The following is a 25868-nucleotide window of genomic DNA, read 5'->3' as shown; positions in this document are numbered from 1 at the left end:
ATTTAAATCTATTTTTAAATTAGCGTAATCGATTGATTTTTTTGAATAATAGCTTCCGTCTATTGCTTTTTGCGCGATACTTTTATAGTTGTTATTTAACAAGCTTGGTAAATTCTCAATGACCAAGTCCGTTCCGAATTTAATATATTTCTTATAAAGAGTTTTTGCTGTTTCTGCTTCTTCAAGAGGAAATTCAAATTGATCAATAATTGCGCCAGTATCGATTCCCTCATCTATTTCATGAAGTGTTACACCACTTTTTTTTTCCTTATTAAGAATTGGCCACGCAGACGTATACATTCCTTTATATTTAGGCAAGAGTGAGAAATGCATGTTATAAATATTATCGTGCTTGAATTTTTTTGGCTTTACTATTTGATCAAATTCTAGAGAAAGGAAAATAGAATTTTCAATAACATAAGCATCCTCTAAAGAAATATCCGTCACACCTTTTAATAAACAATACTTTTTGAATGATCTCTGATGGCCATCAATACCTGTTTCGTTTTTATTAAATACTACATATATAGTTATATCAGGGTAAGTTTTCAATAACCAATCAGTGATATTTATAGCGATCTCATTTTTTCCAGCAATGATAGTTTTCATTTTTTGACTTCCAATAAAAATTCATCGTAATTGCGAATATAATCGGACTCATCATACAAATTATCCGCTAAAACCATCAATACACAATCACTGGAAAAATCATACATCTCACGCCAAATAATAGATTCAATAAGCAAACCTTGCTGTGGATTATCAAGCAATACCTCAATTCTTTCTCTTCCATCATCTAACACAAAGCGACATGATCCACGTAAAACAATTGCTACTTGCTTCAGTCTCCTATGTGCATGCAATCCTCGGCGAACTGAAGTACCTGTATTGAACATATAGTATACTCTCTTAATTGCGAACGGAATATTTTTCGCTTCTTCTAACGCAACTAATGCCCCTCTTTCATCGCCATGTATTTGAAGTGGGATTAAGTTTATTAACATTCTTAAAATACCTTATTATCTAATAGCTTAGATAAATAATTGCCATAATCATTCTTCATCAATTTTTTTGCTATTGAATCTAAGTCAATATCGCTGAGCCAACCATTACGCCATGCAATCTCTTCTAGGCAAGCAACCATCATGCCCTGACGTTTTTGAACAGTTTCAACAAAGCTTCCAGCCTCAATCAAGCTATCATGCGTTCCTGTATCAAGCCATGCGAAACCACGTCCAAGTAGTTCGACAGTTAATAAATTATTTTTAAGATAGATTTCATTAACTGTTGTAATTTCCAACTCACCTCGTGCAGAAGGCTTAATTGATTTTGCTATATCAATGACGTTATTATCATAAAAATATAGCCCTGTAACAGCCCAGTTTGATTTCGGATGTGCTGGCTTTTCCTCAATACTTAGTGCTTTGAAATTGCTATCAAATTCAACAACACCAAAACGTTCTGGATCCATCACTTGATATCCAAAAACTGTTGCGCCGAGTTTTCTTTCAGCAGCATTTTTCAGTTTCGGAGTGAACCCTTGGCCGAAAAAAATATTATCTCCGAGAACCAGACAAACAGAGTTCTGACCGATGAATGCCTCACCTATAATAAACGCCTGAGCCAGCCCATCAGGACTGGGTTGGATAGCATAGGACAGATTAATGCCAAATTGGCTACCATCCCCCAGAAGTCTTACAAAACCCTGTTGATCCTCTGGGGTAGTTATAATCAGAATATCTTTTATCCCTGCTAGCATCAGCACTGATAGCGGATAATAAATCATCGGCTTGTCATAGATTGGAAGTAATTGTTTTGATACTCCCATTGTTATGGGATACAAGCGTGTCCCAGAACCACCCGCTAAAATAATACCTTTCATTGCGCTAATTCCAGACGTGCTCGCTGATAGCTTCCATCTTGTACTCGACGGCACCATTCAGCATTATTCAAATACCACTCCACCGTTTTACGGATTCCGCTCTCGAACGTCTCCTGCGGTTTCCAGCCTAACTCGTGACTAATTTTATCTGCGTCAATGGCATAGCGGCGGTCATGTCCCGGACGATCGGCAACATATGTGATTTGTTCACGATAGGACGAAACTTTCGGCACAATTTCATCCAGTAAATCACAAATCGTATGAACCACATCAAGGTTCTTCTTCTCATTGTGACCACCGATATTGTATGTCTCACCTGCTTTACCTCCGGTTACAACGGCATATAACGCACGAGCATGATCTTCCACATACAACCAGTCGCGTATCTGGTCACCTTTGCCATAAATTGGCAATGATTTACCTTCTAGTGCGTTCAGTATCACCAGCGGGATCAATTTTTCTGGGAAGTGGTAAGGACCGTAGTTATTAGAGCAATTTGTCACTAGGGCTGGTAAACCATAGGTGCGTTGCCATGCTCTAACTAAATGGTCACTAGAGGCTTTTGATGCCGAATATGGGCTACTTGGAGCATAAGCCGTTTTTTCGGTAAATAAAGGAAGAGTAGTATTATCTGGGAATTGATCTGGGTGGGGTAAATCACCATATACTTCATCAGTTGAAATATGGTGAAAAATGAATTTAATTTTTTTGTCTTCGAGTAATTGTTGCCAATAATTTCTAGTGGCCTCCAGAAGAGTGTAAGTACCAATAATATTAGTTTCAATAAAATCACTGGGGCCACTGATTGAGCGATCAACGTGACTTTCTGCAGCTAAATGCATGATAGCATCAGGCTGATATTGTTCTAATATGATATCTAGTCTGTTGTGGTCACAAATATCAGCTTTTTCAAAAAAATAACGTGGATTATTTTCAACTTCTTTGAGTGATTCTAAATTGCCTGCATAAGTAAGTTTATCAACATTAATAACACTATCATCAGTATGGTTGATAATATATCGAATTAATGCAGAACCAATAAAGCCTGCTCCACCAGTAACCAGAATTTTCATTTTTGAGTTTTTCAGTTGATTTTAGAATTGATGCTGAATTGGAAAGGAAGTTTTATGGAGTATGAATTGTTATGCGTAACCAAAGCTACCGCACTAGGTTACGGCTCCCAGAGTGCCTACTATCGTGTAACAAATTTGATTTATCCAATTAATATAAAAGGAATTTTTTGCTTAACAAAAACTATCATATCAACGATTTGCGTTAAGCAGCGACGAGATTAGTCCCTTGATGCTTCTAGGTCAAGTAGAATGGCGTTTTTCTTTAATTGTTACAATTCGTAACTAACTAAATCTCAAGGTGAAAGTTATTCATCTTCCATGCAACGGTAACCAAATCACCAACCGCAAACCACCCAAAGGACTATCTTCTGCTTTTACCCAACCTCGGTGCTGACTCACGGCCGTTTCAACGATTGCCAACCCCAATCCGGTTCCACCAGATTCTCTATCCCTTGCTTCATCTGTTCGATAAAAAGGCCGGAATATATGTTCACGGTCTTCAGGGCTGACCCCTGGGCCATCGTCATCAACGGTAATCGTTACTCCTTGGTTATCTGCCTTAAATGCAACGGCAATATGGCTGCTGGAGTAGCGAAGGGCGTTACGGACGATGTTTTCTAATGCGCTACCGAGTGCTGCTGGATTGCAGTAAATGACCCAGTTTCCGGGAGGCGACACGATATCCAGTGTTTTGTTTATTTGTTCGACTTCGAATTTGGCATTTTCCAGAATGTCATGCCATATATCGTAGGCTTTGATATTTTCGCGTAGTAATTCGTTTTTATGTTGATTGCGGGAAAGCACTAGCAGGTCATTAATCATGCCGTCCAAACGCTGAGTCTCTGTTTCGATGCGCTTAAGTTCTTTGTTTTCACCATGACGCCGGCGCAGTAAGGCCGTCGCTAATTGCAAGCGTGTAAGTGGCGTGCGCAGTTCGTGGGAAATATCGGAAATCAGCCGTTGTTGGGCGGTCACCATTCTTTCCAGTGCGCTAATCATCTGGTTGAAGCTACTGCCCGCAGCCAAAAACTCTTGTGGGCCGGATTCCAGCTCAGGGTGTTGCCGTAAGTTTCCTCTTGCAACTTCATCTGCTGCATTTTTTAATTTACGGGCGGGTTTTGCCAAACTCCATGCCAGCCATAGTAGTAATGGGGCGCTGATTAACATGGTTGCCGCAGGAAGTAAGAACGGCCGGTCAAACATTAAATTAATAAAGTCTGATTGCGGGCTGCCCGCAGGCCTAACGAGGTAAAGCTGGTAATGATCCCCCCCATCCCGGATAGAGAAAGGGCCAAGGATTTCGGAGCGGCCATATTTTTTCTTTTTAGGATGATCTGCGTTATCGGATTGTCCGATAAAGTTACGGACAACTTGTACCTGACGAGCTGGCGTATCAATGTCAATGATGCGTCCTTCACTGGTGACAAGGAGCAGGCGTTGGCCCGGTGGCGTTAATTGGACGAGCGCGCGATCTAACCGTAGCCACCAGAATAGATCATTGGTCGGGTAGCTTATTAGTTCTTCTTCTATCTGCTTTGCCAGATTCTTTCCTTGCTGATACTCGCTGTCCAGAAGTGGGGTCAATTGCCGTGAATCCAGTTTGGGGGCCATTAAGGCCACCATCAGGACAAGTGCAAGAGTGAACCAGAAAATGGCGAATATGCGAGCTGTCAGGCTATTTATCATTTTGCTGAAACCATTAAATATCCACGACCACGTAATGTCTTGAACCACGGGAGATCGTCAGTTCGGTTTGGTAATTTACGCCGTAAATTAGAAATGTGCATATCAATGGCGCGATCAAAAGGTGTTAAGCGTTTTCCTAATACTTCCTGGCTTAAATGTTCACGGGAAACAACTTGTCCCAAATGTTGCGCTAGTAAATATAGCAGAGTGAACTCTGTGCCGGTGAGATCCAAAATAGCACCGTCAAAGCTGGCTTCCTGACGCCCCGGGTTGAGTTGTAGTTTATCGATCTCAAGTATCGGTGTCCCAGAATCGGCTTGTTGCTCGCTCCAGTTGGAACGACGTAAGATTGCACGTATGCGGGCAACCAGTTCCCGATCGTTAAAAGGTTTAGGGAGATAGTCATCCGCTCCCAGTTCTAATCCCAAAACGCGGTCTAAATCGCTCCCACGTGCCGTTAACATGATAACGGGGGTCTGATGGTATTGCCGTAGTTCTTTAAGCGTCTCAATGCCGTTTTTGCGTGGCATCATAATGTCCAGCAATAACAAATCAATTGAAGAATCGATATATTGTAAAGCCTGCTCGCCATCGTAGGCGATAACAACATTGAATCCTTCCATCTCGAGCAATTCTTTTAATAGCGATGTCAGCTCGCGGTCATCATCAACTAATAAGATTTTATGCATTAATTCTTCCTCCAAGAGCAAAATACGATAACAAACTTTGCTATTCCATGACTTTACGTTCTTTTACATGCTCTGACGCTAGTTTGCAGCCGCAGGGTTATAGTTACCCTCACTGAATCGAATGGTTCTGTTCGAGAAAGCGGGGAATTTTAATGCGTAACATAGCAATATTGGCTTTAGCGTCAATGGCTGTTCTTGGAACAACAGTGACTTTAGCTGAAACTGCTAATACGAATGATGCTCCTGAGACTGCAAGTTCCCTGCCGCATTGTATGCCATATGATCATCAGAGAGATTTTAGTCATTACCGCCATGATGAACATAATTACAACTATAGTTATGTCTTTGGTGGAATAACATTAACTGAGTACCAACGCCAGCAGATGTGGGATTTGGTGAAGATGCAACATCTGCATGAGCAATCGCTGGTCGATATGCTAATTGAGCGCCGGAAGATGTTTGGGCTCCTGATAGCTAAAGATTTTGATGAAGCTGCGGTTCGGTCGCAGCTTGAAACAATAGCAAAAAAGAATGTTGAATTGGGTGTGGAAATTGCGCGTATCCGCAACCAGATGTACCAATTGTTAACGCCAGAGCAAAGAACGCTATTACAGAAACGTTATGAAAAGCGTATAGCTCTAGGAATGGACTAATTTTTTGCTAGTACTTTGATGCACAAGTAGCATCAATAACGGTTTTCCTTGCCATAGACACCATCCCTGTCTTTCAGCCCCCTTGAGGGGCTTTTTTTTATCAGGCATTTAGAAAAAATCCCTTATAAATCAAGCTATCTTGTAACCACTATAAGCAGCTACAGGAAACCCGGCCTTGAGCCTCTGGTTGATGGGGCTGCCGGAAGAGTGGGCCAGTTGCACGCTTACGTAAACGTCATTGTTGCGTTGGTCGCGGAAGCGTTCATAACGGCATATCTGGAAAGCGCGATATGACCACGCAAGCCCGTGGCCATATCGCCCCTTCTCCGCTTCCGCCGTTTCCGGGTAGCTCTGCTGATGCTACCCGGTACGCCTATGAGTGGTACAAACCTAAGGTGGTGATTTTCATTGATAAAACTCCTGCTGTTGATCTCGTTTAGCTGGGTCAAGAGCAGGAATTTTTAGAGTGGATGAAGCGTACCCTTCAACTGCTATCTATGTTTATTCGTCGCCGTCTCGCATCGTCAGAATGAAACCGGAGATTCCAGATGACGCCGGGCAGGTTGTTGACCTTAAGGGCGCGACGCGCCCTCTTGGATTGAACTCGGACTCGTGTCAATAACTGTGCTGAGGCTAAAAAACGAACAAATCCACCACCGGATTATCGTCATTAATGACAGCGCCAGCTGAGCGGGAGAGGCCAGAACAGTTTGAGATCGGTCAATTATCACTCGAACAGCGAAAACGGATGGTTGAAAACCTCTATAGCTACAAACCACAGCGGCAGAAATCACTTGCTGATGAATTTGGGGAGCTGGTACACAGCATAACTAGCAGTGATTGTTCCGACTATGATACTCAAAGAGCAGAAAGTTATCTCAAAGCAGCCCATGCGATCAAGCAATCGGAGCAGGTTTTATCACCTGCAATTGCTGGCTTGGCGGGATTGGTGCAGTCATGGGCACAGATTAAGAAAGTGCAGATCAGTAAACCGCAGACCATTCAACTGGTGCGAGATAATTAAGTCATCGTACTGGATACTGTATTCCGGGCGCACCCGGTTACGAGGGAGTTGATTATTGCTGGTACGGATCTTCCGTGGCGTAAATCCTTATTAAAACATAAGGTTAGTGAGTTGGTTAGCCGCTGGAAAGCAGCGGTGAAATGAGCGCGGTACTTCTGGTTGGTACCGTACCGTTAGATCTGGTCGAGTGGTGCCTTATTACCGGCAAACACCATCGCTTTTAACAGTGTGGCAAGCGTATCGAGCACCGTTATTTATGATGATGTCTACTGTAATGAAGAGCAGATTGGCGAGATTTTCTTTCTGATGTATCCTGCAATAGCTGAATTTTTGTTGATCGAAAGTCTGTTTGTAAACTGAGGAGCGTAAATGAAAATCGGAATGTATTCAATAATATCGGAAAAAGCACAAATAGGTGAAAATGTCACAATCGGTGATTTTGTTACAATACATGGTAATGTTATTATTGATGATAATACTATTATTGAATCCTATTGTGAGATTGGTATTCCCAATCATTTATCTGAAGGTAAGGTTCTTCACATAGGGAAAAACTCTCATATTCGTTCTCATAGCATTTTTTATGAGGGATCTATTTTTGGGGAAGGATTAATGACGGGGCATAGAGTAACTGTTCGTGAAAAAACGGTTGCTGGTAACGGTTTTCAATTAGGTACACTATCTGATGTCCAAGGTCATTGTGAAATTGGCGATTATGTTAAAACTCATAGCAATGTACATATCGGACAACATAGTAAGATAGGGAATTATGTATGGATTTTTCCTTATGTTGTTCTAACCAATGATCCTCATCCACCCAGCAATATTTTAATGGGCGTCACTCTACAGGATTTTTCCGTTATAGCTACCATGTCAGTTATACTGCCCGGGGCCGTAGTTGCAAAAGGATGTTTAGTAGGTGCTCATTCATCGCTTTCTGGGAAAACTGAAGAAGATATGATTTATGCTGGTAATCCAGCTAAACGCATTGGGCCAACAAGTAAATTAAAATTAAAAGACGGTTCTCGACAACCAGCATACCCTTGGAGAAAACATTTTAAGCGAGGGTATCCTCAAGAGGTTGTTGAAGCATGGGAGAGGGAGCCATATTAATGTATAAACTAGGAGATTTAAAAATCGGAATGTCTGAATCTTACTCCCAAACAATTACCGATGCTGACATAAAAGGATTTGCAGGGTTATCTGGTGATAGAAACCCTGTTCATTTAGATGAAGAATATGCTAGTTCATCTAGATTTAAAAAACGCATAGCGCATGGGATGTTCAGTGCTAGTTTCTTTTCTGCATTATTTGGAACAAAACTACCTGGGGAGGGCTGTGTTTACGTATCACAAAACTTAAAATTTAGAAAGCCGGTTTATGTTGGTGATACTGTTGTGGCTACTATAGAGGTTAAAGGTATAGATGTTGAAAAAAGGAGAGTTTATTTCAACACCTATTGCAAGGTTGGAAATTCTAAAGTAATTACCGGAGATGCTGAAATATATGTACCTGAAGGATAAAATTAAATAACCCACAGTTTTTTCATTTGAATCAATCAGGAATGCTTGGCCGTCATCGCAGTAATTCTAATAGGTAAATAGTTACAAATACCGCTACAGTTGCGTTTTGGGGGATTTTTGCTCGGTTATGTGTGGCAGCCATAGAAGCCTTATGGTTGCTGCTTTCCTCACGGATGCAGAGCAAGTCCACAGTTCACAAGGTTTCGTGTTGGATGTAGCATTATTAAGAACAGCTACTTAGTTCACATATACAGGATCTTAAGCATTAACTGTATATTTTATATAGAAAAAAGGCTTCATTTATGATCTGATAATCGTCGCCAAACTCATACCAAAACCACGGATGAAGCCTGTGACGACTATCGCTATAAAACACCAGTTAATGCAATTCTTCAGTGACATTTCTTTGCAAAAGATAGCGTTTGGCTGCGGATTTACTCAACGCATTAGAAATATTGAACCCCGTACATTGCTGCTTAGCCTGATTACGGCGCTCAGCACAGATAAAATCACCTCCATTGCCCAATTACATCAGAAGTTTAATGGCTTGTGCCCTGAGATTCGGCAACAAGTCAGTTACCGACCCTTTTACAATCAATTATGTAAACCGGCCTTTGAGGAATTTGTGAAAATTATTGTCAGGTTTGTTATGGCACAGTGGGTTGAAAAACACGTCGCGATACCGAAAAAATTAGCTAAATTTCAAAATGTTATTTTACAAGATGGGAGTTCATTCAAAGTGCATCCTGCGCTCGCGGAGGTTTTCCCCTCTCGATTCAAAACAACCTCTGCGGCCATTGAATGCCATATGACGATGTCGTTATTGAGCCAGACACCAACAGGAATGGCGGTGACGGCAGATACCGCGTCTGAACGCGCTCATTTGCCTGCACCGGCAACATTACGCGGGCAACTCTTGCTTGCGGATGCAGGATATCCGGATTTTGATTATTTTGAACAACTCTCCCATTTTGGCGCAGCATTTATTGTCAGGGGAAGCCAATCGCTGAATCCTCAGATTATCACTGCGCACAATGGACAAGGGAAACCGCTGCGGAAACTGGCCGGAAAAACCTTAAAAGAAGTCACCCGCAGAGCCAACCGTTCAGAAGTCTTGGATCTGTGCTGTCGGAGAATGTAATGAACGCATCCCAATCACTTAGCTCTTGGCACCGTGCTGGAATTGAGAGGTGAGGTGTGGATCCTCACAGATTTCCGGCCTTATAGTGCCTAAGCGGGAAGCCTGTTGCTCCCTGATGACTGGAGGATCCACCCATGAAACATACTCCTTTTGGCGTCGATAGTGCAAAACATTTGATGCAAATTCATTTTGTCGATGAATACACCGGCGAGCTTATTGATAAGCAACTAAGGCGGCAGGATTTTTTAACATTTTTCAGTAACCGCGAACCTTGTCTGATTGGCATGGAAGCCTGTGGCGGAGCGCATTACTGGGCACGGGAGCTAAGAAAGCTGGGACATGAAGTGCGTTTGCTTAAGGCTCGGTTTGTCAGGGCATTTCGGATGGGAAATAAAAACGATGTTCAGGATGCCCGGGCTATTTGGCTGGCTGTCCAGCAACCCGGTAAATCCGTTGCCATCAAAAATGAAGAACAGCAGGCCATTCTGTCATTACACCGAATGCGCTATCAGCTTGTCAAATTCAGAACCGCGCAAATCAACTCGTTACATGGCTTACTATTGGAATTTGGTGAAACCGTGCATAAAGGAAGAGCTTCTCTGGATAAAGCGATGCCAGAGGTACTTGAGCGGCTAAGGGAAAAACTGGCGCCGTTTCTGCTCAAGCTGCTTGAAGAGCAATACCACCGATTGAGCGAAATCGATGGTGCGCTGGGAAAAGCTGCACTGTTTCTTGCGGGTGAAAGTCCCGTCGTAGAAGATTAGCCAGATCACTACGTAGCGAGTCTTGCATCTCCGGCGGTAACAAAGGAGATGAAGCGTAGACAGCGAAACATTCGAGCCGAAACCAATAGGTGAACGTGATAACTCCGTAATTCGCTGATTGTGTTGTGCCGATGGTATCGTCGAACCAGCAGGCAATAGTTTCTGAATGGGCACACTGGTGATTCTTTTTTCCAGTCAGAAGCACACACCGGAGTCTCAGGCGTCGGCGAGTTTGTAGAGAACAGTGCGGAACCCAGGAGATCCTGACACCTCTCAAGGGAATGAGTATATCGGGCACAAGTGCCAAAACACAAGGCCTGAGAGATGGGTATCAGGAAGTCGGAGTCAGCCATAGTAGTGATGAAACGAGTAATGATCGCGGAGCGAAGGGCTGGCAGACAGATCGAACGTGAGAGGGAAACAATGACCGTACACAGCAACGACGGACAATCATGGTTAACAAAACTTGAGCGTATAGGCAAGAAATCAGCCTGCAACAAACAGCAGGTGTTCAATAATTTAGGGCATTTGCTGAACAGTAACATGCTGAAAGGACAATTCCTACGGCTTGACGGGAATAAAGCGGTAGGTATTGATCGCATGACAAAATCCGCTTACGGGGAACATCTTGATGGGAATATTCACAATCTCATCCTGCGAATACGCAGAGGGACGTATCGCCCGAAAGCCGCCAGAATCACGCAGATCCCGAAAGAGGATGGTAGTAAACGGCCACTGGCGATTTCGTGCATAGAGGACAAACTGGTGCAACTTGCGGTCAGTGATATTCTCAGCCGAATTTATGAGCCGCTGTTTCTACCGTGTTCATACGGGTTTCGGCCGGGATTAAATTGTCATGCGGCATTGAAGGCATTACAACAGCAAACATACCGTAACTGGAATGGTGCGGTTGTGGAAATTGACATCCGACAGTACTTTAACACGATACCCCATATTGAGTTGATGAATTTACTGCGGAAGAAGATATCAGATCGCCGTTTCCTCAGACTCATTAAGGTCTTAATAACGGCACCCGTTATCGAGGGTAAACAGATATCCGACAATGTGTGCGGATGTCCCCAAGGGTCAATCTTGTCGCCGGTACTTGCCAATATCTACCTGCACTATGTGATAGATGAATGGTATGATGAAACCAGCCGTTCACACATTCATGGTCGGGCAGGAATGGTAAGGTACGCTGATGATATGGTGTTTACCTTTGAGTTCAGGAGTGCGGCAAAACGCTTTTATAAGATATTACCTAAACGACTGAGTAAATACGGTCTGGCGTTGCACAGTGACAAATCGCAATTAATTCCGGCGGGTCACGTTGCAGCAATGAGAGCTAACCAGTCTGGCGGGCGCTTACCTACGTTTAACTTTCTGGGATTTACCTGCTACTGGGGGATATCGCGAAAGGGTTTCTGGCGACTGAAGTTGACCAGTCGAAAAGACCGTTTTGCCGCCAAATTGAAGGGACTCAGGGACTTCCTCTGGAAGAACCTGAATACACCTGACAAAAGGCGTGTTCTGACCATCGTCATCAGGGCTATCAAAGGCTGGATAAATTATCACGGTATTTCTGATAACCAGAGACGAGTCGGGCAATTTATCTACCAAAGCAAGCGGGTACTTTACAGATGGTTCAACCGGAAGGGAGGACGACGAGGGTTAACGTGGGAAAAGCTGACTCTGATCTTGAAAGTGCTGGGTTATCCTTCAAGCTGGAAAGTCCATTCAATGTTCAATTCTTGCTGAATAGGTGTGACGACTGGGGTCTGTCGGGAGCCGGATGCGGTAGTTCTGCATGTCCGGTTCTGAGGAGGGATCTGCCCGGGTGACTGGGTAGGTCTACTCACCAACAAATCGAACAGGTGGAAAAGCAACTGATCGCGTGGGCAAAGCAGAATGCTGATTGCCAGCGGATCATGAAAATTCCCGGTGTCGGCGTGCTGATTGCCACCGCCGCCATCGCCATAATGGGAGAGCCCGGCGCTTTCCAGTCAGGCAGAGAATTCTCAGCATATCTGGGCTTAGTCCCGAAACAGACGGGAACGGGAGGCCGGGTTAAATTACTGGGGATCAGTAAACGGGGGGATACCTATCTGAGAACCCTGTTTATTCACGGTGCAAGAGCGGCCACTTTACTGACGAAAACCCCTTCGGTGTGGGTAACAGAACTGAAAAAACGCCGTCCACTCTGTGTCGCGATTGTGGGAATGGCAAATAAGTTAGCCCGCACTGTTTGGGCCCTGGTAGCCCATCAGCGGGAATATCAAAAAGATTACGTCAGTGTCAGGCCTTATTAAGGCGTTTCACTGTTCAACTTTCACTTTTAACACAATATGGATGAATGCAGAAAGGTTGCTGAGGCAATGATAATGATGACAACGACAGGTAAGACCGTGACCGGCTAAACCTGAATAGCCCTTTGAGCTTAAAGCTCGTCAGGAGAATGAGGAGCAGGTCAGCGGATTACATCGAGGCCCGCAGCATGGCTGCAATAAGGCTGATGTTATGAACTCCCGCTCCTCACGGAGTAAGATGGAAATTCTTCAATAAAATCCAGCCAGCTTTGGGAGGAGATTATGCCTAATCTCATCATCGTACATGGACTCTTGCGTATGGGTAAGATAAATGTCTTTGATTTGATTACGTGGCATGCGGCTGTTTAGGTTAGATCAGTGCCATAGAGTGGCGGTACTAGGTTGAATATTTTAATGTTATACAGCAGCTTGTAATAGGATGTAAGGTTTAAAGCGTATCACTTCGATCCCCAGCCACTCGTTCAACTCCTTTAATCTTTCCTGTATCGTGTCAGTTCGTTAATGGAAAACACTTTTGCCGACTTTTCTACGTCACCGAAGCCACCGGAATTATTCGGCATAACACCCCCTCAGGACAGGCGGCACACGCGATGCGCGGCTAACCTGTTTATGCCGTCTTTTAACTGGTGTACAGGCTCGATGGATTGGTTGTGAGCCATCAATTGCAAGTCGTATTTATTATGCGAATCATTCCAGCCATCTTGATGGATTGGTGATTTGGTCAGGGCTTCCGCCTAAGTTGCGTCACCAGGTTCATCCTGTCGCTGCCCGTGATTATTGGGGTAAAACCAAACTACGTCGCTATCTTATTCATAAGGTATTTCGGGCAGTTTTAGTTGAGCGCAATGGAGAAAATAACTCGAAAGAAAGGGTTCTTGCACCATTGGAGACGGTTCTGGCGCAACAGGAATCTTTGATTATTTTTCCGGAAGGAACCCGGGGGAATGGGGAACAAATCAATCCGTTCAAAAGTGGGTTGTATCATTTGGTGCGTAAGTATCCCGATGCTGAAATCGTGCCGGTTTATCTTGAAAATTTGAACCGTGCTTTGCCTAAGGGTAAGAAATTACCGATACCCATTATTTGTTCCGTCACATTCGGTAAGCCGTTGGATAAATTAGGTGAGAATGAAAGCAAGGGCGAGTTCCTGCAACGTGCCCGGTCTGCATTAGAGGAGTTAGTGCTATGACGAATATGGATCATGATTTGATGTTGCTGCTGGGTGGGGTCTTTGGGATATTGGTTATCGCCAGTGTGATTGGGAGTATTTTGGCCTTTTGGTATTCGGGAGAAAGAAACAGCGCCACCATTGATAACCTGAATGCCCGAATCCGTGGCTGGTGGATGATGTGTATCATCTGTGTAGTCGCTATTGTTGTTGGGCCTGTGGGATCGGTGATTTTGTTTGCGGTGATGTCATTTTTTGCCTTGCGCGAATTTATCACGCTAACGCCCACTCGCCGTAGTGATCATGAGGCCTTGTTCTGGTGTTTCTTTGTTTTTATGCCTGTGCAGTATGCCTTGGTAGGTGTGCAATGGTATGGGTTATTCTCGGTATTTATTCCTGTGTATGTATTCTTGTTTTTGCCTGCCCGTATTGCTTTGGTGGGGGATACAACGCATTTTCTGGAGAGAACTGCCAAGATCCAGTGGGGGATGTTGGTGACGGTGTTTGCCATCAGCCATGCGCCCGCCCTGCTGATGTTGGATATTCCGGAGTATGAAGGACAAAATATCAAGTTATTGCTGTTCCTGATGATCGTGGTGCAAATGTCTGATGTTTTGCAGTATGTATTCGGTAAATTATTTGGCAAGCACCCGATTGTGCCAAAACTCAGCCCCAATAAAACGGTTGAGGGGTTTGTTGGTGGAATTTTAGCTTCTGTACTGTTGGGTATGTCGTTATTTTGGGTAACGCCATTTTCCTTGTGGGAAGCGGGCTTGATGTCGTTGGCTATCACTTTGATGGGGTTTATCGGCGGGTTGTGTATGTCGGCGATTAAACGGGACAGTGGAGTGAAGGATTTTGGCGGAATTATTGAAGGGCATGGTGGAATGCTGGATAGAATTGACTCGCTTTGTTTCGCTGCTCCTATATTTTTCCATCTTACGCGCTATTTTTATACCTGAGACTAACTCAATAACCAAAGGGTGGTAGTCAATGAGTATAAATTACGGGCGATGGGTCAGTACCGCTGCGTTAGCGGCAACGGTACTGGCGAGTGTGTTGTTGATTGTGAAAATTTTTGCATGGTGGTTTACGGGATCGGTGAGCTTATTGGCGGCGCTGGTGGATTCTCTGGTCGATTTGGCGGCCTCTTTGACCAATTTTTTTGTCGTGCGTTATTCACTTCACCCTGCTGATAAAGAGCATACTTTTGGACATGGTAAGGCTGAATCACTGGCGGCTTTGGCACAAAGTATGTTTATTTCCGGTTCGGCAATTTTTCTGTTTTTGACGGGCTTTCAGCATCTGTTTTCCCCTAAGCCATTGGAGCATGCGGCAGTCGGTGTTTGGGTCATTATTATTGCTCTGATTTTCACGCTGTGTTTGGTGACGTTTCAGAAGTGGGTGATTAATAAAACCCAAAGTCAGGCGATTCGCGCGGATATGCTGCATTATAAGTCTGATCTATTGATGAATGGCGCAATTTTGGTGGCACTGCTTTTGAGCCTGTATGGTTTTAAACGTGCAGATGCGCTATTTGCTTTGGGGATTGGAGTTTATATCCTCTATAGCGCGTTACGAATGGGATATGATGCCGTACAATCTTTGCTTGATCGTGCCTTACCGGATACAGAGCGGCAGGAGATTATTGAGATTATCCAGAGTCATCCGGGGATCGCTGGTGGTCATGATCTGCGAACCCGTCAATCAGGGCCGACGCGTTTTATCCAGTTCCATTTGGAGATAGATGAAAATCAGCCGTTAGTGCAGGCTCATGCTTTGGCTGAGGGAATTGAAAATAAATTGCGGAGTCGATTTCCGGGTGCCGATATTATTATTCACCAAGATCCTTGTTCTGTTGTGTCCGAGGAGCACAAAAATCGTTGGGATTGGTGATGAATTTATTCATAATCAAAAGATCGTCAAAAAATAGACACAATCTTAATGCAGGCTGAGTGTTTTTCCGTATGATAGGTTCTGTTGAATCAATTCAGCAGATTGGCAAATACTTATATCTACAAATAACATACCTACAAATAATATATCTACAAGTCAGAGGTCATCATGATCAACAAGATTAAAAGAATCGGAGTCTTAACGAGTGGCGGTGATGCGCCTGGCATGAACGCCGCTATTCGTGGTGTTGTTCGTGCCGCTTTAACCGAAGGGTTGGAAGTTTACGGCATTTATGATGGCTATCTGGGGTTATATGAAAACCGCATGAAAAAGCTCGACCGTTTTAGCGTTTCCGACATGATTAACCGCGGTGGTACGTTTTTGGGGTCAGCCCGTTTCCCTGAATTCAGGGATGATAAAGTTCGGGAAACTGCTATTGAAAATATGCGCAAAAATGAGATTGATGCGCTGGTGGTGATTGGCGGTGACGGTTCTTATTTAGGGGCGAAGAAGCTGACTGAAGCGGGTTTCCCTTGTATTGGCCTGCCGGGAACGATTGACAATGATGTCGCGGGTACGGATTACACCATCGGTTATTTCACGGCGCTGGAAACGGTGGTAGAGGCGATTGATCGTCTGCGTGATACCTCAACTTCCCATAAGCGCATTTCTATTGTTGAAGTGATGGGGCGTTATTGCGGTGACTTGACTTTATCGGCGGCAATTGCGGGTGGATGTGAGTTTATTGTTCTGCCTGAGAGTGAAACGCCATTCAGTCGTGAAGAGTTGTTGTCTGAAATTCAGGCTGGTATTCAAAAAGGCAAGCGCCACGCGATTGTTGCCATCACTGAGCATGTTTGTGATGTTGATGAGTTGGCGAAATATATTGAAGCAGAAACTCGCCATGAAACCCGTGCAACAGTATTAGGCCATATTCAGCGTGGCGGTGCGCCAGTGGCTTATGACCGTATTCTTGCTTCCCGCATGGGAGCTTATTCTGTCCAACTTCTGTTGGAAGGACACGGTGGGCGGTGTGTTGGTATCCAGAACGAGAAACTTGTTCATCACGATATCATTGATGCAGTACAAAATATGCAGCGTGTCTTTAAGAAAGACTGGCTGGAAACGGCGAAGAAGCTCTACTAATCCTGCCTTCTGATCCTGTCTTTTCTGCAAAATCCTCCTTCATAGGCAGTCACTTTATGTGGCTGTCTTATTTCTCATATTCTTCTTACGCATAAGCAGAAATTTTAAATTATTTCTGCGTCATAACGCTTTCTGTCAGTTTTTATGGTGAAAAATCATCGTAGTTTCTGGGAATAAGTTTCTGGGAATAGTTAATGGGAGCATGGCACCGTGATTATGAATGCAGTGATTAAAAAGACAAAAGTAGTGAAATCAGGCGCGAGATGGGCAGTGGCGAGTGTTTATGCCGTGTTGTCAGCAGTTCTGATGTTATTGTTGGCAAACAGTGCATGGGCGAAAGAGGTGCAACTCTTAAATGTATCCTATGATCCGACTCGTGAGTTATACCAACAGTACGATAAAGCATTCAGTGAATACTGGCATCAAAAAACGGGAGATGATGTGAAGATCCGCCAATCACATGGTGGCTCAGGCAAGCAGGCAACTTCTGTGATTAATGGTCTTCAGGCGGATGTCGTCACTCTGGCGCTGGCCTATGATGTGGATGCAATTGCAGAGCGTGGCCGGATTGATAAGCATTGGATTAAACGTCTGCCGGATAATTCGGCACCTTATACATCAACGATTGTTTTTCTGGTGAGAAAAGGCAATCCCAAACAGATAAAAGATTGGCCGGATTTAATCCGTCCTGATGTTTCTGTGGTAACACCGAATCCGAAAACTTCCGGTGGTGCGCGTTGGAATTATCTGGCTGTCTGGGGATATGGACTGGCAAGTCACCATCAGGATCAGGTTAAAGCCAAAGAATTCGTGAAAGCACTTTATAAAAATGTCGAAGTACTGGATTCCGGTGCACGAGGTGCAACCAATACCTTTGTGGAGCGCGGGATTGGTGATGTACTGATTGCATGGGAAAATGAAGCGCTGCTGGCGATTAATGCTTTGGATAAAGACAAATTTGAAGTCGTCACACCGAGCATTTCTATTCTGGCAGAACCCACAGTAGCTGTCGTTGATAAGGTGGTTGATAAACGAGGTACGCGTGAACTGGCCACGGAATATCTTAAGTATCTTTATTCTCCGATAGGGCAGGAAATTGCAGCCAAAAACTATTATCGTCCGCGCGATAAGGCTATTGCAGAAAAATACCACGCTGTTTTCCCCGATCTGAAACTCTTTACGATTGATGAGGTTTTTGCTGGTTGGGATAAAGCACAGAAAGAACATTTCGCCACAGGCGGGACTTTTGATGAAATTATCCGCCGTTAGTCATTGAGGCGATTGGTTGTGGTAGAAGAAGATTGTGGTAGAGGAAAATTGTAGCAGAGGAAGTGAGAAAAAACCGCCGTGGGTATATTCCGTGGCGGTTCATTTTTTTGTTTGCAATCTATTGGATATAAAAGATTACAAATTACGCTTTTTTCGCTTCGGCGGCGGCTTTTACAATCACAGCGAAAGCATCCGCTTTCAGTGATGCGCCACCGACCAATGCACCGTCGATATCCGGCTGAGTAAACAGTTCTGCTGCGTTGCTGGCGTTAACGGAACCGCCGTATTGAATAATGACCTGTTCAGCGATAGCGGCATCTTGTTTCGCGATATGATCACGGATAAATTTATGAACAGCCTGTGCTTGTGCAGGCGTTGCTGATTTACCCGTGCCGATTGCCCAAACAGGCTCGTAGGCAATAACCGTATCTTTGAATGCTTCGGCGCCCAGCGTGTTCAGGACCGCATCGATTTGTCGTGCACAAACCGCTTCAGTTTGACCCGCTTCGTTTTCCTGTTCGGTTTCACCAATGCACAGAACTGGGATCAGACCTTGCTCTTTCAGGATGGCAAATTTCCTGGCAATCAGTTCGTCGCTCTCTTTGTGATAAGTACGACGTTCAGAGTGGCCGATAATGATGTATTTCGCGCCGGCGTCTTTCAGCATTTCTGCGGAAGTTTCGCCAGTGAATGCGCCAGAAAGGTTAACGCCAACATCTTGTGCACCCAGAGCAATACGGCTGCCAGCCAGAGCATTGTTTGCCAGAGAAACATAAACTGTTGGTGGTGCAATAGCGACGCCACAGCCGTCAACGTTGCTCAGTTCTTTACGCAGGCCTGCAATCAGGTCGTTAACCATGTGGGTACTGCCATTTAATTTCCAGTTACCCATAACTAATGGATGTCGCATGTTTTTCCCTCCAACCAGAAAATAATCAAATTGCGAACTGAATGAATATTCTTTCTTTGAATGACATCAATCGGATGTCATTCCCTGTAAGCGGAATCCCGACAGTATAAAGATCATCAGCGCGAATAGCTCTGCGCTGTGTCACTAATTTTCATTTGCTGAGGTGTCAGATAGTGATAGCTTAATCGGTTCAATTGCGAAGGTCATTATATTTTCGCTGCTGTTCACGATGATATAGCGTGTTGCTCCCATTTTCTGGCTGAAAGCAGGGTGTTTTTCCGCCACTTGTAATAGTTTTTCTAATTGGGTTTTGGCCTGATCAGGGGAAAGAGTCGGTTCAAATTGGCCGATCAGCGCGGTTATATACTGTTTTACCAGAATGAAATTCTGCTCACCTTCTTGCCCATCTTGTGATGGTAATAGCGTAATTTGCAGGCTCTTAATCTTTTCGCTACCCCGCTCCAGCACTGCCGAAGAGTATATTTTTTCATTGATTTTACTGGCCGCGCGAATGAAAGGCAGAGAAACATCTTTGCTTGCAATTACCTTATATTCGTATAGGGGGATTTCAGGGTGTTTTTTGTTATATTTTTCCCGGAAGATAGGGATGGTATCTTCGAAAGTCGGCGAATTTGGCAGCAGATACATCAACTGTGGGTTCATTTCTGGTGTGACAGAAGGCTCACTCGCAACGGCAGATAATGGCAAACTGATGCCAAAAGCGATTAATATTGTCACCAGAAGTTTATTCATGCCTGTTTTCATTTTGCTACTCACTGAGTTAAATACTGAAAAAACAGCATCCACAATTTGGAAAAGAGTACATGACATTACAACAATGGGGATTTTCATTCAAAGGTCGAATTGGACGCCGGGAATTCTGGATTGGCATTGGCATCTGTTTTGCCTTGATTTTTATACTCCTGACACTGCATGGAATGAATGCCCTCCCCATAAATTATGCGGCAGTTGGTGTGGCCTTGCTACTTTATCCAACCATTGCAATTTTTTCTAAGCGCCTGCATGACCGGAATAAACGTGGCGGCTGGGTATTACTGTTCGCATTGGCTTGGGTGTTACTGTCCCTTGACTGGAGTGCAATGGCCCCAATATGGCAATGGGGTATTGGTCGTTTTGTCCCAACACTGATTTTCGTTATGATGATGCTTGATTGTGGCGTATTCCGTGGTACGGAAGGGGCTAACCGTTTTGGGGAAACGGCAGAAATGGTTGATTACATTTCTGCCAAGTAATTTCTGCCAAATAGCCTGCTCTAAAACGTCTATAAGTTGATGAGTGATGCTGTGAATATCAATATGTTGATTACCAATATTGCTCACTGGTGATATGGCCTGGTTTACGGCGCAAGTGTTTTACCATGTTGCGCTGCTCTTTCAGCAGTTGTTGGGTATCCCTGACCATTTGGGGGTTCCCACACAACATAACATGACTGTTTTCTGCCTGTATGGGGAGGCCAACAGCCGATTCCAGTTCTCCACTCTCAATTAATGCGGGAATTCTCCCCATCAGTGAGTCGGGGTATTTTTCTCGACTAACGATGGTCTGTATTCTCAGCTTGCCTTGAAGCTTCTTCTCTAATTGCTGCATCATTGGCAAATAACTCAAATCCTGCCCCCATCTCACTGCATGAACCAGCACGATGTTTTCAAATCTTTCCAGATTAACCCCTTGCTGGAGTATGGAAAGATAAGGCCCAATGGCGGTGCCGGTTGAAAGCATCCAAAGTGTTTGGCAATCAGGGATTTCATCAAGAACAAAAAAGCCTGCCGCTTGTTCTGTAACGAGCAGTTCATCTCCGGTTTTTAATGTTGCCAGCCGAGAGCTAAGTTTGCCTTCTGGAACAGTGACTAAATAAAACTCCAGATTATTGTCATCGGGGGAGTTGACGTAAGAGTATGCGCGTTGAATGCGCTCACCTTCAATTTCCAGTGCAAGTTTTGCAAATTGTCCGGCGGTAAATTTTTCTATCGGCGCATGTACCTTGATGCTAAAGAGTGAGCCTGTCCAATTGGTTATGTCGGTAACTTTTCCTGTAACCCAGTTTGCCATTACGATTAACCTCTCTACACAATATGATGCTAATTAATTTGATGGAATAAATACTGCGTGAATTGGCGATTTTTTGTAACGATTCTACGTGATTACCTGAAATAGCATTATCGATTACGTGTTACAGTTCAATTAACTGTATTTTTGCCAATAATATGGATTGATATGTACATTTTTATTGACATATATGGATAATTTAACTGTGATTTTTTATTCATGCGAAATTGTATACTGCAATGAAAAAATATAGATTTGTCGAGCGAGTCACTTTCAATGAAGTCAGAATCTTATAACGAATGACTGTTTGATAACGAATAATTGTATGTAAATGCGATGAGAAAAATAGAACACTTTAATTTATTGTTGATGCTGATTGCCTTGGCTGCTGTCGGGCAGATGACACAGACAATCTATGTGCCAGTTATTGCAGATATAGCGAGTGATCTTGATAAACCCGCAGGTGAGGTTCAGCGGGTTATGGCGGCATATCTATTTTCTTATGGGCTTTCGCAGCTTTTTTATGGGCCTTTATCCGATAAGGTGGGGCGTCGTCCAGTCATTTTGGCGGGAATGTCCATTTTTCTGGTGGCGACGACATGTGCACTGTTTGCCCCCAATTTACTGATACTGGTTATTGCCAGTGCGTTTCAGGGGTTGGGTACGGGCGTTGCCGGTGTGATGGTGCGTACCATGCCGCGGGATTTATATACGGGGACGACGTTACGTTACGCCAATAGCTTACTGAATATGGCGGTATTGGTCAGTCCTTTGGCTGCTCCCATGATTGGTGGTCTGGTGGCTCATTATTTTGGGTGGCGTGCCTGCTATTGGTTCCTATTAATATTGGGCGCGATAGTTACTTTCTTCCTGTTCCGGCATCTGCCGGAAACCCGCCCCACGCAGACTGAACATAGCACGATGTTGGTCGCTTTCCACCAGTTACTCTCCCATGGTTCTTTTGTGGCTTACTTGCTGATGTTGGTCGGTGGCCTGGCTGGGGTTGCTGTTTTTGAAGCAAGTAGCGGTGTGTTGATGGGCGCTGTTTTGGGGTTAGATAGCTTAACGGTCAGTATCCTGTTTATTTTGCCCATTCCTGCGGCGTTCTTTGGTGCATGGTATGCGGGACGCGAAGGTAAAACATTTTATCGGCTGATGTGGCATTCTGTGATTTGTTGCTTATTGGCCGGAGCTTTGATGTGGCTCCCCGGTTGGTTAGGCATCATGAATATCTGGACGTTGCTGATACCTGCTGCACTCTTCTTTTTTGGTGCAGGCATGTTGTTTCCTTTGGCAACGACAGGAGCAATGGAACCTTTTCCTTATCTGGCAGGAGCGGCAGGTGCTTTGGTGGGGGGATTTCAGAACGTGGGTTCGGGTGTGGCGACATGGCTGTCGGCAATGTTACCGCAAAATAGCCAATTCAGTGTCGGTATTTTGATGTTTTCCATGGCCCTGTTGATTCTATTTTGCTGGTTGCCGATTTCCCAACGGCTCCAACGTCAGGAGCCTACGGCCTTATAAAGTCTCGACTTGGCAAAATCGGAGCATCAGATAAAAATGCTCTGACATTGCCGTATTGTGATATTGCACTGCTACAATATTGCATTACTACAATGCCAGAGCTTTTGTTTATCTGGTGTTTTCGCGATTAAGCGCGATCTTCCCACTCTTGAGCACGGGCAACGGCTTTCTTCCAGCCATTGTATCTATGATTGCGCTCAGTCGTTTCGATACCTGGGCGGAATTCTTTTTCGATGACGGCCTTACTCTTCACTTCATCCAGATCTCGCCAGAATCCGACGGCCAAACCAGCAAGGAAAGCGGCTCCTAACGCGGTGCTTTCACGTACTTCCGGGCGTTCTACGCGCGTGCCGAGAATGTCGGATTGGAACTGCATCAGGAAGTTATTGGCAACAGCACCGCCATCTACACGTAAAGCTTGCAGGCGTGTACCCGAGTCAGCTTGCATCGCATCCAATACATCGCGGGTTTGGTAAGCGATGGATTCCAACGTGGCGCGAATAATATGGTTGCTATTTGCACCACGGGTCAGGCCGAAAATAGCACCACGAGCATAAGGATCCCAGTATGGTGCACCAAGGCCAGTGAACGCCGGAACGACATAAACGCCATTACTGTCTTTGACTTTCGTTGCGAAATATTCCGAATCTGTCGCATCGGCAATGAGTTTCAACTCATCACGTAGCCATTGAATGGAAGCCCCGCCAACGAATACGGCACCTTCCAGTGCATAGTTGACTTCTCCGCGCGGGCCACAGGCTATGGTAGTCAGCAGGCCATGGTTAGAGCGAACGGCATCTTTGCCTGTGTTCATCAGCAGGAAGCAGCCGGTGCCGTAAGTATTTTTGGCCATACCGGGATGAACACATAATTGTCCGTACAGGGCGGCCTGCTGGTCACCTGCAATACCCGCGATAGGAATACGAGTGCCGCCTTTACCACCGATATTGGTTTGACCATAGACCTCTGAGGAAGCTGCGACTTTTGGCAGCATAATGCGAGGAATGCCCAATTCATCGAGAATTTTTTGATCCCATTCCAGATTATGAATATTGAACAACATGGTACGGGAAGCATTGGTATAGTCGGTTACGTGTACACGTCCCTGAGTCATTTTCCAGACTAGCCATGTATCAACGGTACCGAATAAGAGCTCTCCGTTTTCAGCGCGTTGACGAGCCCCTTCGATGTTATCCAAAATCCATTTTATTTTCGTGCCGGAGAAGTAGGGATCAACGACCAAACCGGTATTGTGGCGGATATACTCTTCCAAACCCTCTTTTTGTTTCAGTTTGGTACAGATATCTGCTGTCCGGCGGCATTGCCATACAATCGCGTTATAAACGGGCTTACCCGTCTCTTTTTCCCAGACAATAGTTGTTTCTCGTTGGTTAGTAATACCAATGCTGGCAATTTGATCGGAATTGATATCTGCTTTTGCCAGTACTTCAACCAGTGTAGAGCTTTGGCTTGCCCAGATTTCCATTGGATCGTGCTCTACCCAACCTGGTTTGGGGTAAATTTGAGGGAATTCGCGTTGTGAGATGCAGACAATATTGGCATCGTGATCAAGCACAACAGCTCGTGAACTGGTTGTGCCCTGATCCAGAGCGACGATATATTTTTTTTCAGTGATATTTTCTGTTGTCATAACTATAACCTGGTTTCAATGACTCATTTTTTATTGTTTTATTGGATTGCCATCACTTAAGTATGGCAAGTTTAAATCTCGCGCGGTAAATGGCGAGCAATTAGTTTGCGGTAGCCAAAAGCGCCTAAAATCGCGCCAACGACAGGAGCTACCAAAGGAACAAGGCAATAAGGAATATCTCGGCCGCCTGTCAGGGCAATATCTCCCCAACCTGCTAAATAAGCAACCAATTTGGGGCCGAAGTCACGGGCCGGGTTCAGGGCAAATCCGGTCAGCGGGCCGAATGAACCACCGATAACCGCGATGAGGATACCAATCAACAGCGGTGCTAAAGGCCCGCGCGGGATGCCGTTGCCATCATCTGTCAGAGCCAGAATCAGACACAGCAGAACGGCAGCGATAATAACTTCGACGATAAATGCCTGTAATACGGAGATCTGTGCAGCAGGGTAAGTAGAGAAAACCCCCGCCGTGAAGAGACTTTCCTGTGAACCACGAACCGTGTTGTGAACTTGCTCATAATCCAGGAAAAGATTGTAATACATCATATAGATGATAAGCGCTGCAACAAAGCCCCCGAGCATCTGGGCAATGATGTAAGGCAGCACTTTTTTTCTGTCAAAGTTGGCGAATAGGCATAGTGCAATGGTGACAGCGGGATTGAGATGTGCGCCTGAGATGCCTGCGGTCAGGTAAACCGCTAGGGCAACACCAAAACCCCAGATGATACTGATTTCCCATAAACCCAGTTGTGCCCCTGCAAGCCGGGCGGCAGCAACGCAGCCTAAGCCAAAGAAGACGAGTAATGCAGTACCCAGAAATTCTGAAATGCATTGACCTGATAATGTTGGATTAGCGGTTCGGCTCATTTCTATATCCTATAAAAAAAGTACAGGGGGAGATTAATGATTAGCCATTTCTTATATATTAAGAGAAAGGTGCCTGTGAATTTATCGTTAATGCGCGTAAACGAGAAATAGCGAAATTGAAATCTGCGTGTTGCGTCAACAAAATGAGCGAATTCGCATTTGATTATGGCTTTCTTTAGTCTGGAAATGTGATCTTGTAAACATTTTGCTTTAGTCGCTATATTTCTCGTTATACCGCACATTGAAAGGATGAAACTAGACAGGCGTTGATAGGCTAAATACAATCAAGAGATTGCTTACAAGAGGGCCCGAGAATGTCATTTGAAGTTTTTGAAAAGCTAGAATCTAAAGTTCAGCAAGCGATTGATACCATCACTTTGCTGCAAATGGAAATTGAAGAATTAAAAGAACAGAATGCGGCGTTATCTCAGAATGTCCAGAATATGACAGACAGCCGTGATTCACTGACACGTGAAAACGAGCAGCTCAAACAAGAACAATCAGCATGGCAAGAGCGCTTACGTACCCTGTTGGGTAAGATGGAAGATGTACAATAAGGTATCTAACGGCTTAGCTGAAAAAGGGCGATGATTGCGCCCTTTTTTT

The 25868-nt window shown here is 44.5% G+C and carries 26 protein-coding genes and 4 pseudogenes; 18 read left to right on the top strand and 12 right to left on the bottom strand.

Features of this window, described 5'->3' with window-relative positions; genetic code table 11:
* The 6 genes from AB204_RS04875 to cpxR all read right to left on the bottom strand — a co-directional run.
* The coding region (locus tag AB204_RS04875; RefSeq protein ID WP_047962257.1) for a formyltransferase family protein at window positions 1–609 on the bottom strand (609 nt) is incomplete at its 3' end.
* The gene (locus AB204_RS04870; RefSeq protein ID WP_047962256.1) at window positions 606–1004 is read right to left on the bottom strand and encodes a sugar 3,4-ketoisomerase; all 399 of its coding nucleotides are present in this window, start codon (window positions 1002–1004) and stop codon (window positions 606–608) included. The genes AB204_RS04875 and AB204_RS04870, both read right to left, overlap by 4 nt.
* A 2-nt stretch (window positions 1005–1006) precedes the next feature.
* Window positions 1007–1882, bottom strand: a complete 876-nt coding sequence (rfbA, locus tag AB204_RS04865; protein WP_047962255.1) for a glucose-1-phosphate thymidylyltransferase RfbA — start codon at window positions 1880–1882, stop codon at window positions 1007–1009.
* The gene (gene rfbB, locus AB204_RS04860) at window positions 1879–2955 is read right to left on the bottom strand and encodes a dTDP-glucose 4,6-dehydratase (protein ID WP_047962254.1); all 1077 of its coding nucleotides are present in this window, start codon (window positions 2953–2955) and stop codon (window positions 1879–1881) included. The genes rfbA and rfbB overlap by 4 nt, the downstream gene beginning before the upstream one ends.
* A gap of 309 nt (window positions 2956–3264) precedes the next feature.
* Window positions 3265–4641 (bottom strand): envelope stress sensor histidine kinase CpxA, encoded by a 1377-nt coding sequence (cpxA, locus tag AB204_RS04855; protein WP_047962253.1) that lies wholly within the window; start codon window positions 4639–4641, stop codon window positions 3265–3267.
* Window positions 4638–5330 (bottom strand): envelope stress response regulator transcription factor CpxR, encoded by a 693-nt coding sequence (gene cpxR / locus AB204_RS04850; RefSeq protein WP_047962252.1) that lies wholly within the window; start codon window positions 5328–5330, stop codon window positions 4638–4640. Before cpxR ends, cpxA begins: the two co-directional genes overlap by 4 nt.
* A 152-nt stretch (window positions 5331–5482) precedes the next feature.
* Between cpxR and AB204_RS04845 the strand changes: the two genes are divergently transcribed.
* From AB204_RS04845 to AB204_RS04810, 10 genes and pseudogenes are all read left to right on the top strand, one after another.
* Window positions 5483–5983, top strand: a complete 501-nt coding sequence (locus AB204_RS04845) for a Spy/CpxP family protein refolding chaperone (protein WP_047962251.1) — start codon at window positions 5483–5485, stop codon at window positions 5981–5983.
* Between the two features lie 290 nt (window positions 5984–6273).
* Complete coding sequence (locus AB204_RS22690) at window positions 6274–6423, top strand: hypothetical protein (protein WP_161796537.1); 150 nt, start codon at window positions 6274–6276, stop codon at window positions 6421–6423.
* A gap of 233 nt (window positions 6424–6656) precedes the next feature.
* A complete protein-coding gene (locus AB204_RS04840) occupies window positions 6657–7007 on the top strand; it encodes a hypothetical protein (RefSeq protein ID WP_047962250.1) in 351 nt (116 codons plus the stop codon).
* Between the two features lie 369 nt (window positions 7008–7376).
* Window positions 7377–8120, top strand: a complete 744-nt coding sequence (locus AB204_RS04835) for an N-acetyltransferase (protein WP_047962249.1) — start codon at window positions 7377–7379, stop codon at window positions 8118–8120.
* Window positions 8120–8530 (top strand): MaoC family dehydratase, encoded by a 411-nt coding sequence (locus tag AB204_RS04830; protein ID WP_047962248.1) that lies wholly within the window; start codon window positions 8120–8122, stop codon window positions 8528–8530. Before AB204_RS04835 ends, AB204_RS04830 begins: the two co-directional genes overlap by 1 nt.
* Before the next feature lie 352 nt (window positions 8531–8882).
* A complete protein-coding gene (locus AB204_RS04825) occupies window positions 8883–9671 on the top strand; it encodes an IS4 family transposase (protein ID WP_047962247.1) in 789 nt (262 codons plus the stop codon).
* Window positions 9672–9805: 134 nt separating this feature from the next.
* Window positions 9806–10384, top strand: a pseudogene (locus AB204_RS04820) (IS110 family RNA-guided transposase); the annotation flags it as partial.
* 332 nt (window positions 10385–10716) lie between these two features.
* On the top strand, window positions 10717–10848 hold the full coding sequence (locus tag AB204_RS23755) for a hypothetical protein (protein WP_258087083.1): 132 nt from the start codon (window positions 10717–10719) through the stop codon (window positions 10846–10848).
* A 10-nt stretch (window positions 10849–10858) separates the two neighbouring features.
* A complete protein-coding gene (locus AB204_RS04815; protein WP_047962262.1) occupies window positions 10859–12193 on the top strand; it encodes a reverse transcriptase domain-containing protein in 1335 nt (444 codons plus the stop codon).
* A gap of 104 nt (window positions 12194–12297) precedes the next feature.
* Window positions 12298–12744 (top strand): annotated as a pseudogene (locus AB204_RS04810) (IS110 family transposase); the annotation flags it as partial.
* 414 nt (window positions 12745–13158) lie between these two features.
* Here the strand turns inward: AB204_RS04810 and AB204_RS22240 are convergent.
* Window positions 13159–13371 (bottom strand): annotated as a pseudogene (locus AB204_RS22240) (phage portal protein); the annotation flags it as partial.
* Here AB204_RS22240 and AB204_RS04805 point away from each other — a divergent pair.
* The 5 genes and pseudogenes from AB204_RS04805 to AB204_RS04785 all read left to right on the top strand — a co-directional run.
* Window positions 13361–13951: pseudogene (locus AB204_RS04805) on the top strand (lysophospholipid acyltransferase family protein); the annotation flags it as partial. The pseudogenes AB204_RS22240 and AB204_RS04805 sit on opposite strands and share 11 nt — an antisense overlap.
* A complete protein-coding gene (locus AB204_RS04800) occupies window positions 13948–14892 on the top strand; it encodes a phosphatidate cytidylyltransferase (RefSeq protein ID WP_047962246.1) in 945 nt (314 codons plus the stop codon). The pseudogene AB204_RS04805 and the gene AB204_RS04800, both read left to right, overlap by 4 nt.
* Before the next feature lie 31 nt (window positions 14893–14923).
* Window positions 14924–15826 carry a CDF family cation-efflux transporter FieF gene (gene fieF / locus AB204_RS04795; RefSeq protein ID WP_047962245.1) on the top strand — a complete coding sequence of 301 codons (903 nt, stop codon included), beginning with the start codon at window positions 14924–14926 and terminating at the stop codon, window positions 15824–15826.
* A gap of 168 nt (window positions 15827–15994) precedes the next feature.
* Window positions 15995–16972, top strand: coding sequence for a 6-phosphofructokinase (gene pfkA / locus AB204_RS04790; protein WP_047962244.1), 978 nt, complete (start codon window positions 15995–15997; stop codon window positions 16970–16972).
* 216 nt (window positions 16973–17188) lie between these two features.
* The gene (locus AB204_RS04785; RefSeq protein ID WP_152671498.1) at window positions 17189–18241 is read left to right on the top strand and encodes a sulfate ABC transporter substrate-binding protein; all 1053 of its coding nucleotides are present in this window, start codon (window positions 17189–17191) and stop codon (window positions 18239–18241) included.
* A gap of 142 nt (window positions 18242–18383) precedes the next feature.
* Here AB204_RS04785 and tpiA read toward each other — a convergent pair whose 3' ends face one another.
* Entirely contained in the window at window positions 18384–19151 is a 768-nt protein-coding gene (gene tpiA / locus AB204_RS04780) for a triose-phosphate isomerase (protein ID WP_047962243.1), read from the bottom strand.
* Window positions 19152–19295: 144 nt separating this feature from the next.
* Complete coding sequence (locus AB204_RS04775) at window positions 19296–19904, bottom strand: DUF1454 family protein (RefSeq protein ID WP_235428027.1); 609 nt, start codon at window positions 19902–19904, stop codon at window positions 19296–19298.
* 71 nt (window positions 19905–19975) lie between these two features.
* On the opposite strand from AB204_RS04775, the gene AB204_RS04770 reads away from it, so the two are divergent.
* Entirely contained in the window at window positions 19976–20404 is a 429-nt protein-coding gene (locus AB204_RS04770) for a DUF805 domain-containing protein (protein WP_047962241.1), read from the top strand.
* A 70-nt stretch (window positions 20405–20474) separates the two neighbouring features.
* Here AB204_RS04770 and fpr read toward each other — a convergent pair whose 3' ends face one another.
* Complete coding sequence (gene fpr / locus AB204_RS04765; protein WP_047962240.1) at window positions 20475–21221, bottom strand: ferredoxin--NADP(+) reductase; 747 nt, start codon at window positions 21219–21221, stop codon at window positions 20475–20477.
* Window positions 21222–21554: 333 nt separating this feature from the next.
* Here fpr and emrD point away from each other — a divergent pair, with 333 nt between their 5' ends.
* Window positions 21555–22742: a multidrug efflux MFS transporter EmrD gene (gene emrD, locus AB204_RS04760; protein WP_047962239.1), complete on the top strand. Its 1188-nt coding sequence runs from the start codon at window positions 21555–21557 to the stop codon at window positions 22740–22742.
* A gap of 127 nt (window positions 22743–22869) precedes the next feature.
* Here emrD and glpK read toward each other — a convergent pair whose 3' ends face one another.
* Window positions 22870–24393 carry a glycerol kinase GlpK gene (glpK, locus tag AB204_RS04755; RefSeq protein WP_047962238.1) on the bottom strand — a complete coding sequence of 508 codons (1524 nt, stop codon included), beginning with the start codon at window positions 24391–24393 and terminating at the stop codon, window positions 22870–22872.
* Window positions 24394–24464: 71 nt separating this feature from the next.
* Complete coding sequence (locus AB204_RS04750; RefSeq protein WP_047962237.1) at window positions 24465–25262, bottom strand: MIP/aquaporin family protein; 798 nt, start codon at window positions 25260–25262, stop codon at window positions 24465–24467.
* 314 nt (window positions 25263–25576) lie between these two features.
* Here AB204_RS04750 and zapB point away from each other — a divergent pair, with 314 nt between their 5' ends.
* Complete coding sequence (zapB, locus tag AB204_RS04745) at window positions 25577–25819, top strand: cell division protein ZapB (RefSeq protein ID WP_047962236.1); 243 nt, start codon at window positions 25577–25579, stop codon at window positions 25817–25819.
* Window positions 25820–25868 lie beyond the last annotated feature (49 nt).

Origin of the sequence: Xenorhabdus khoisanae (assembly GCF_001037465.1) — a bacterium.
In the GTDB taxonomy this organism is placed as follows: Bacteria; Pseudomonadota; Gammaproteobacteria; order Enterobacterales; family Enterobacteriaceae; genus Xenorhabdus; species Xenorhabdus khoisanae.
The sequence above is the reverse complement of the archived record's forward strand: the minus strand, read 5'-3'. Positions and strand labels throughout refer to the sequence as shown.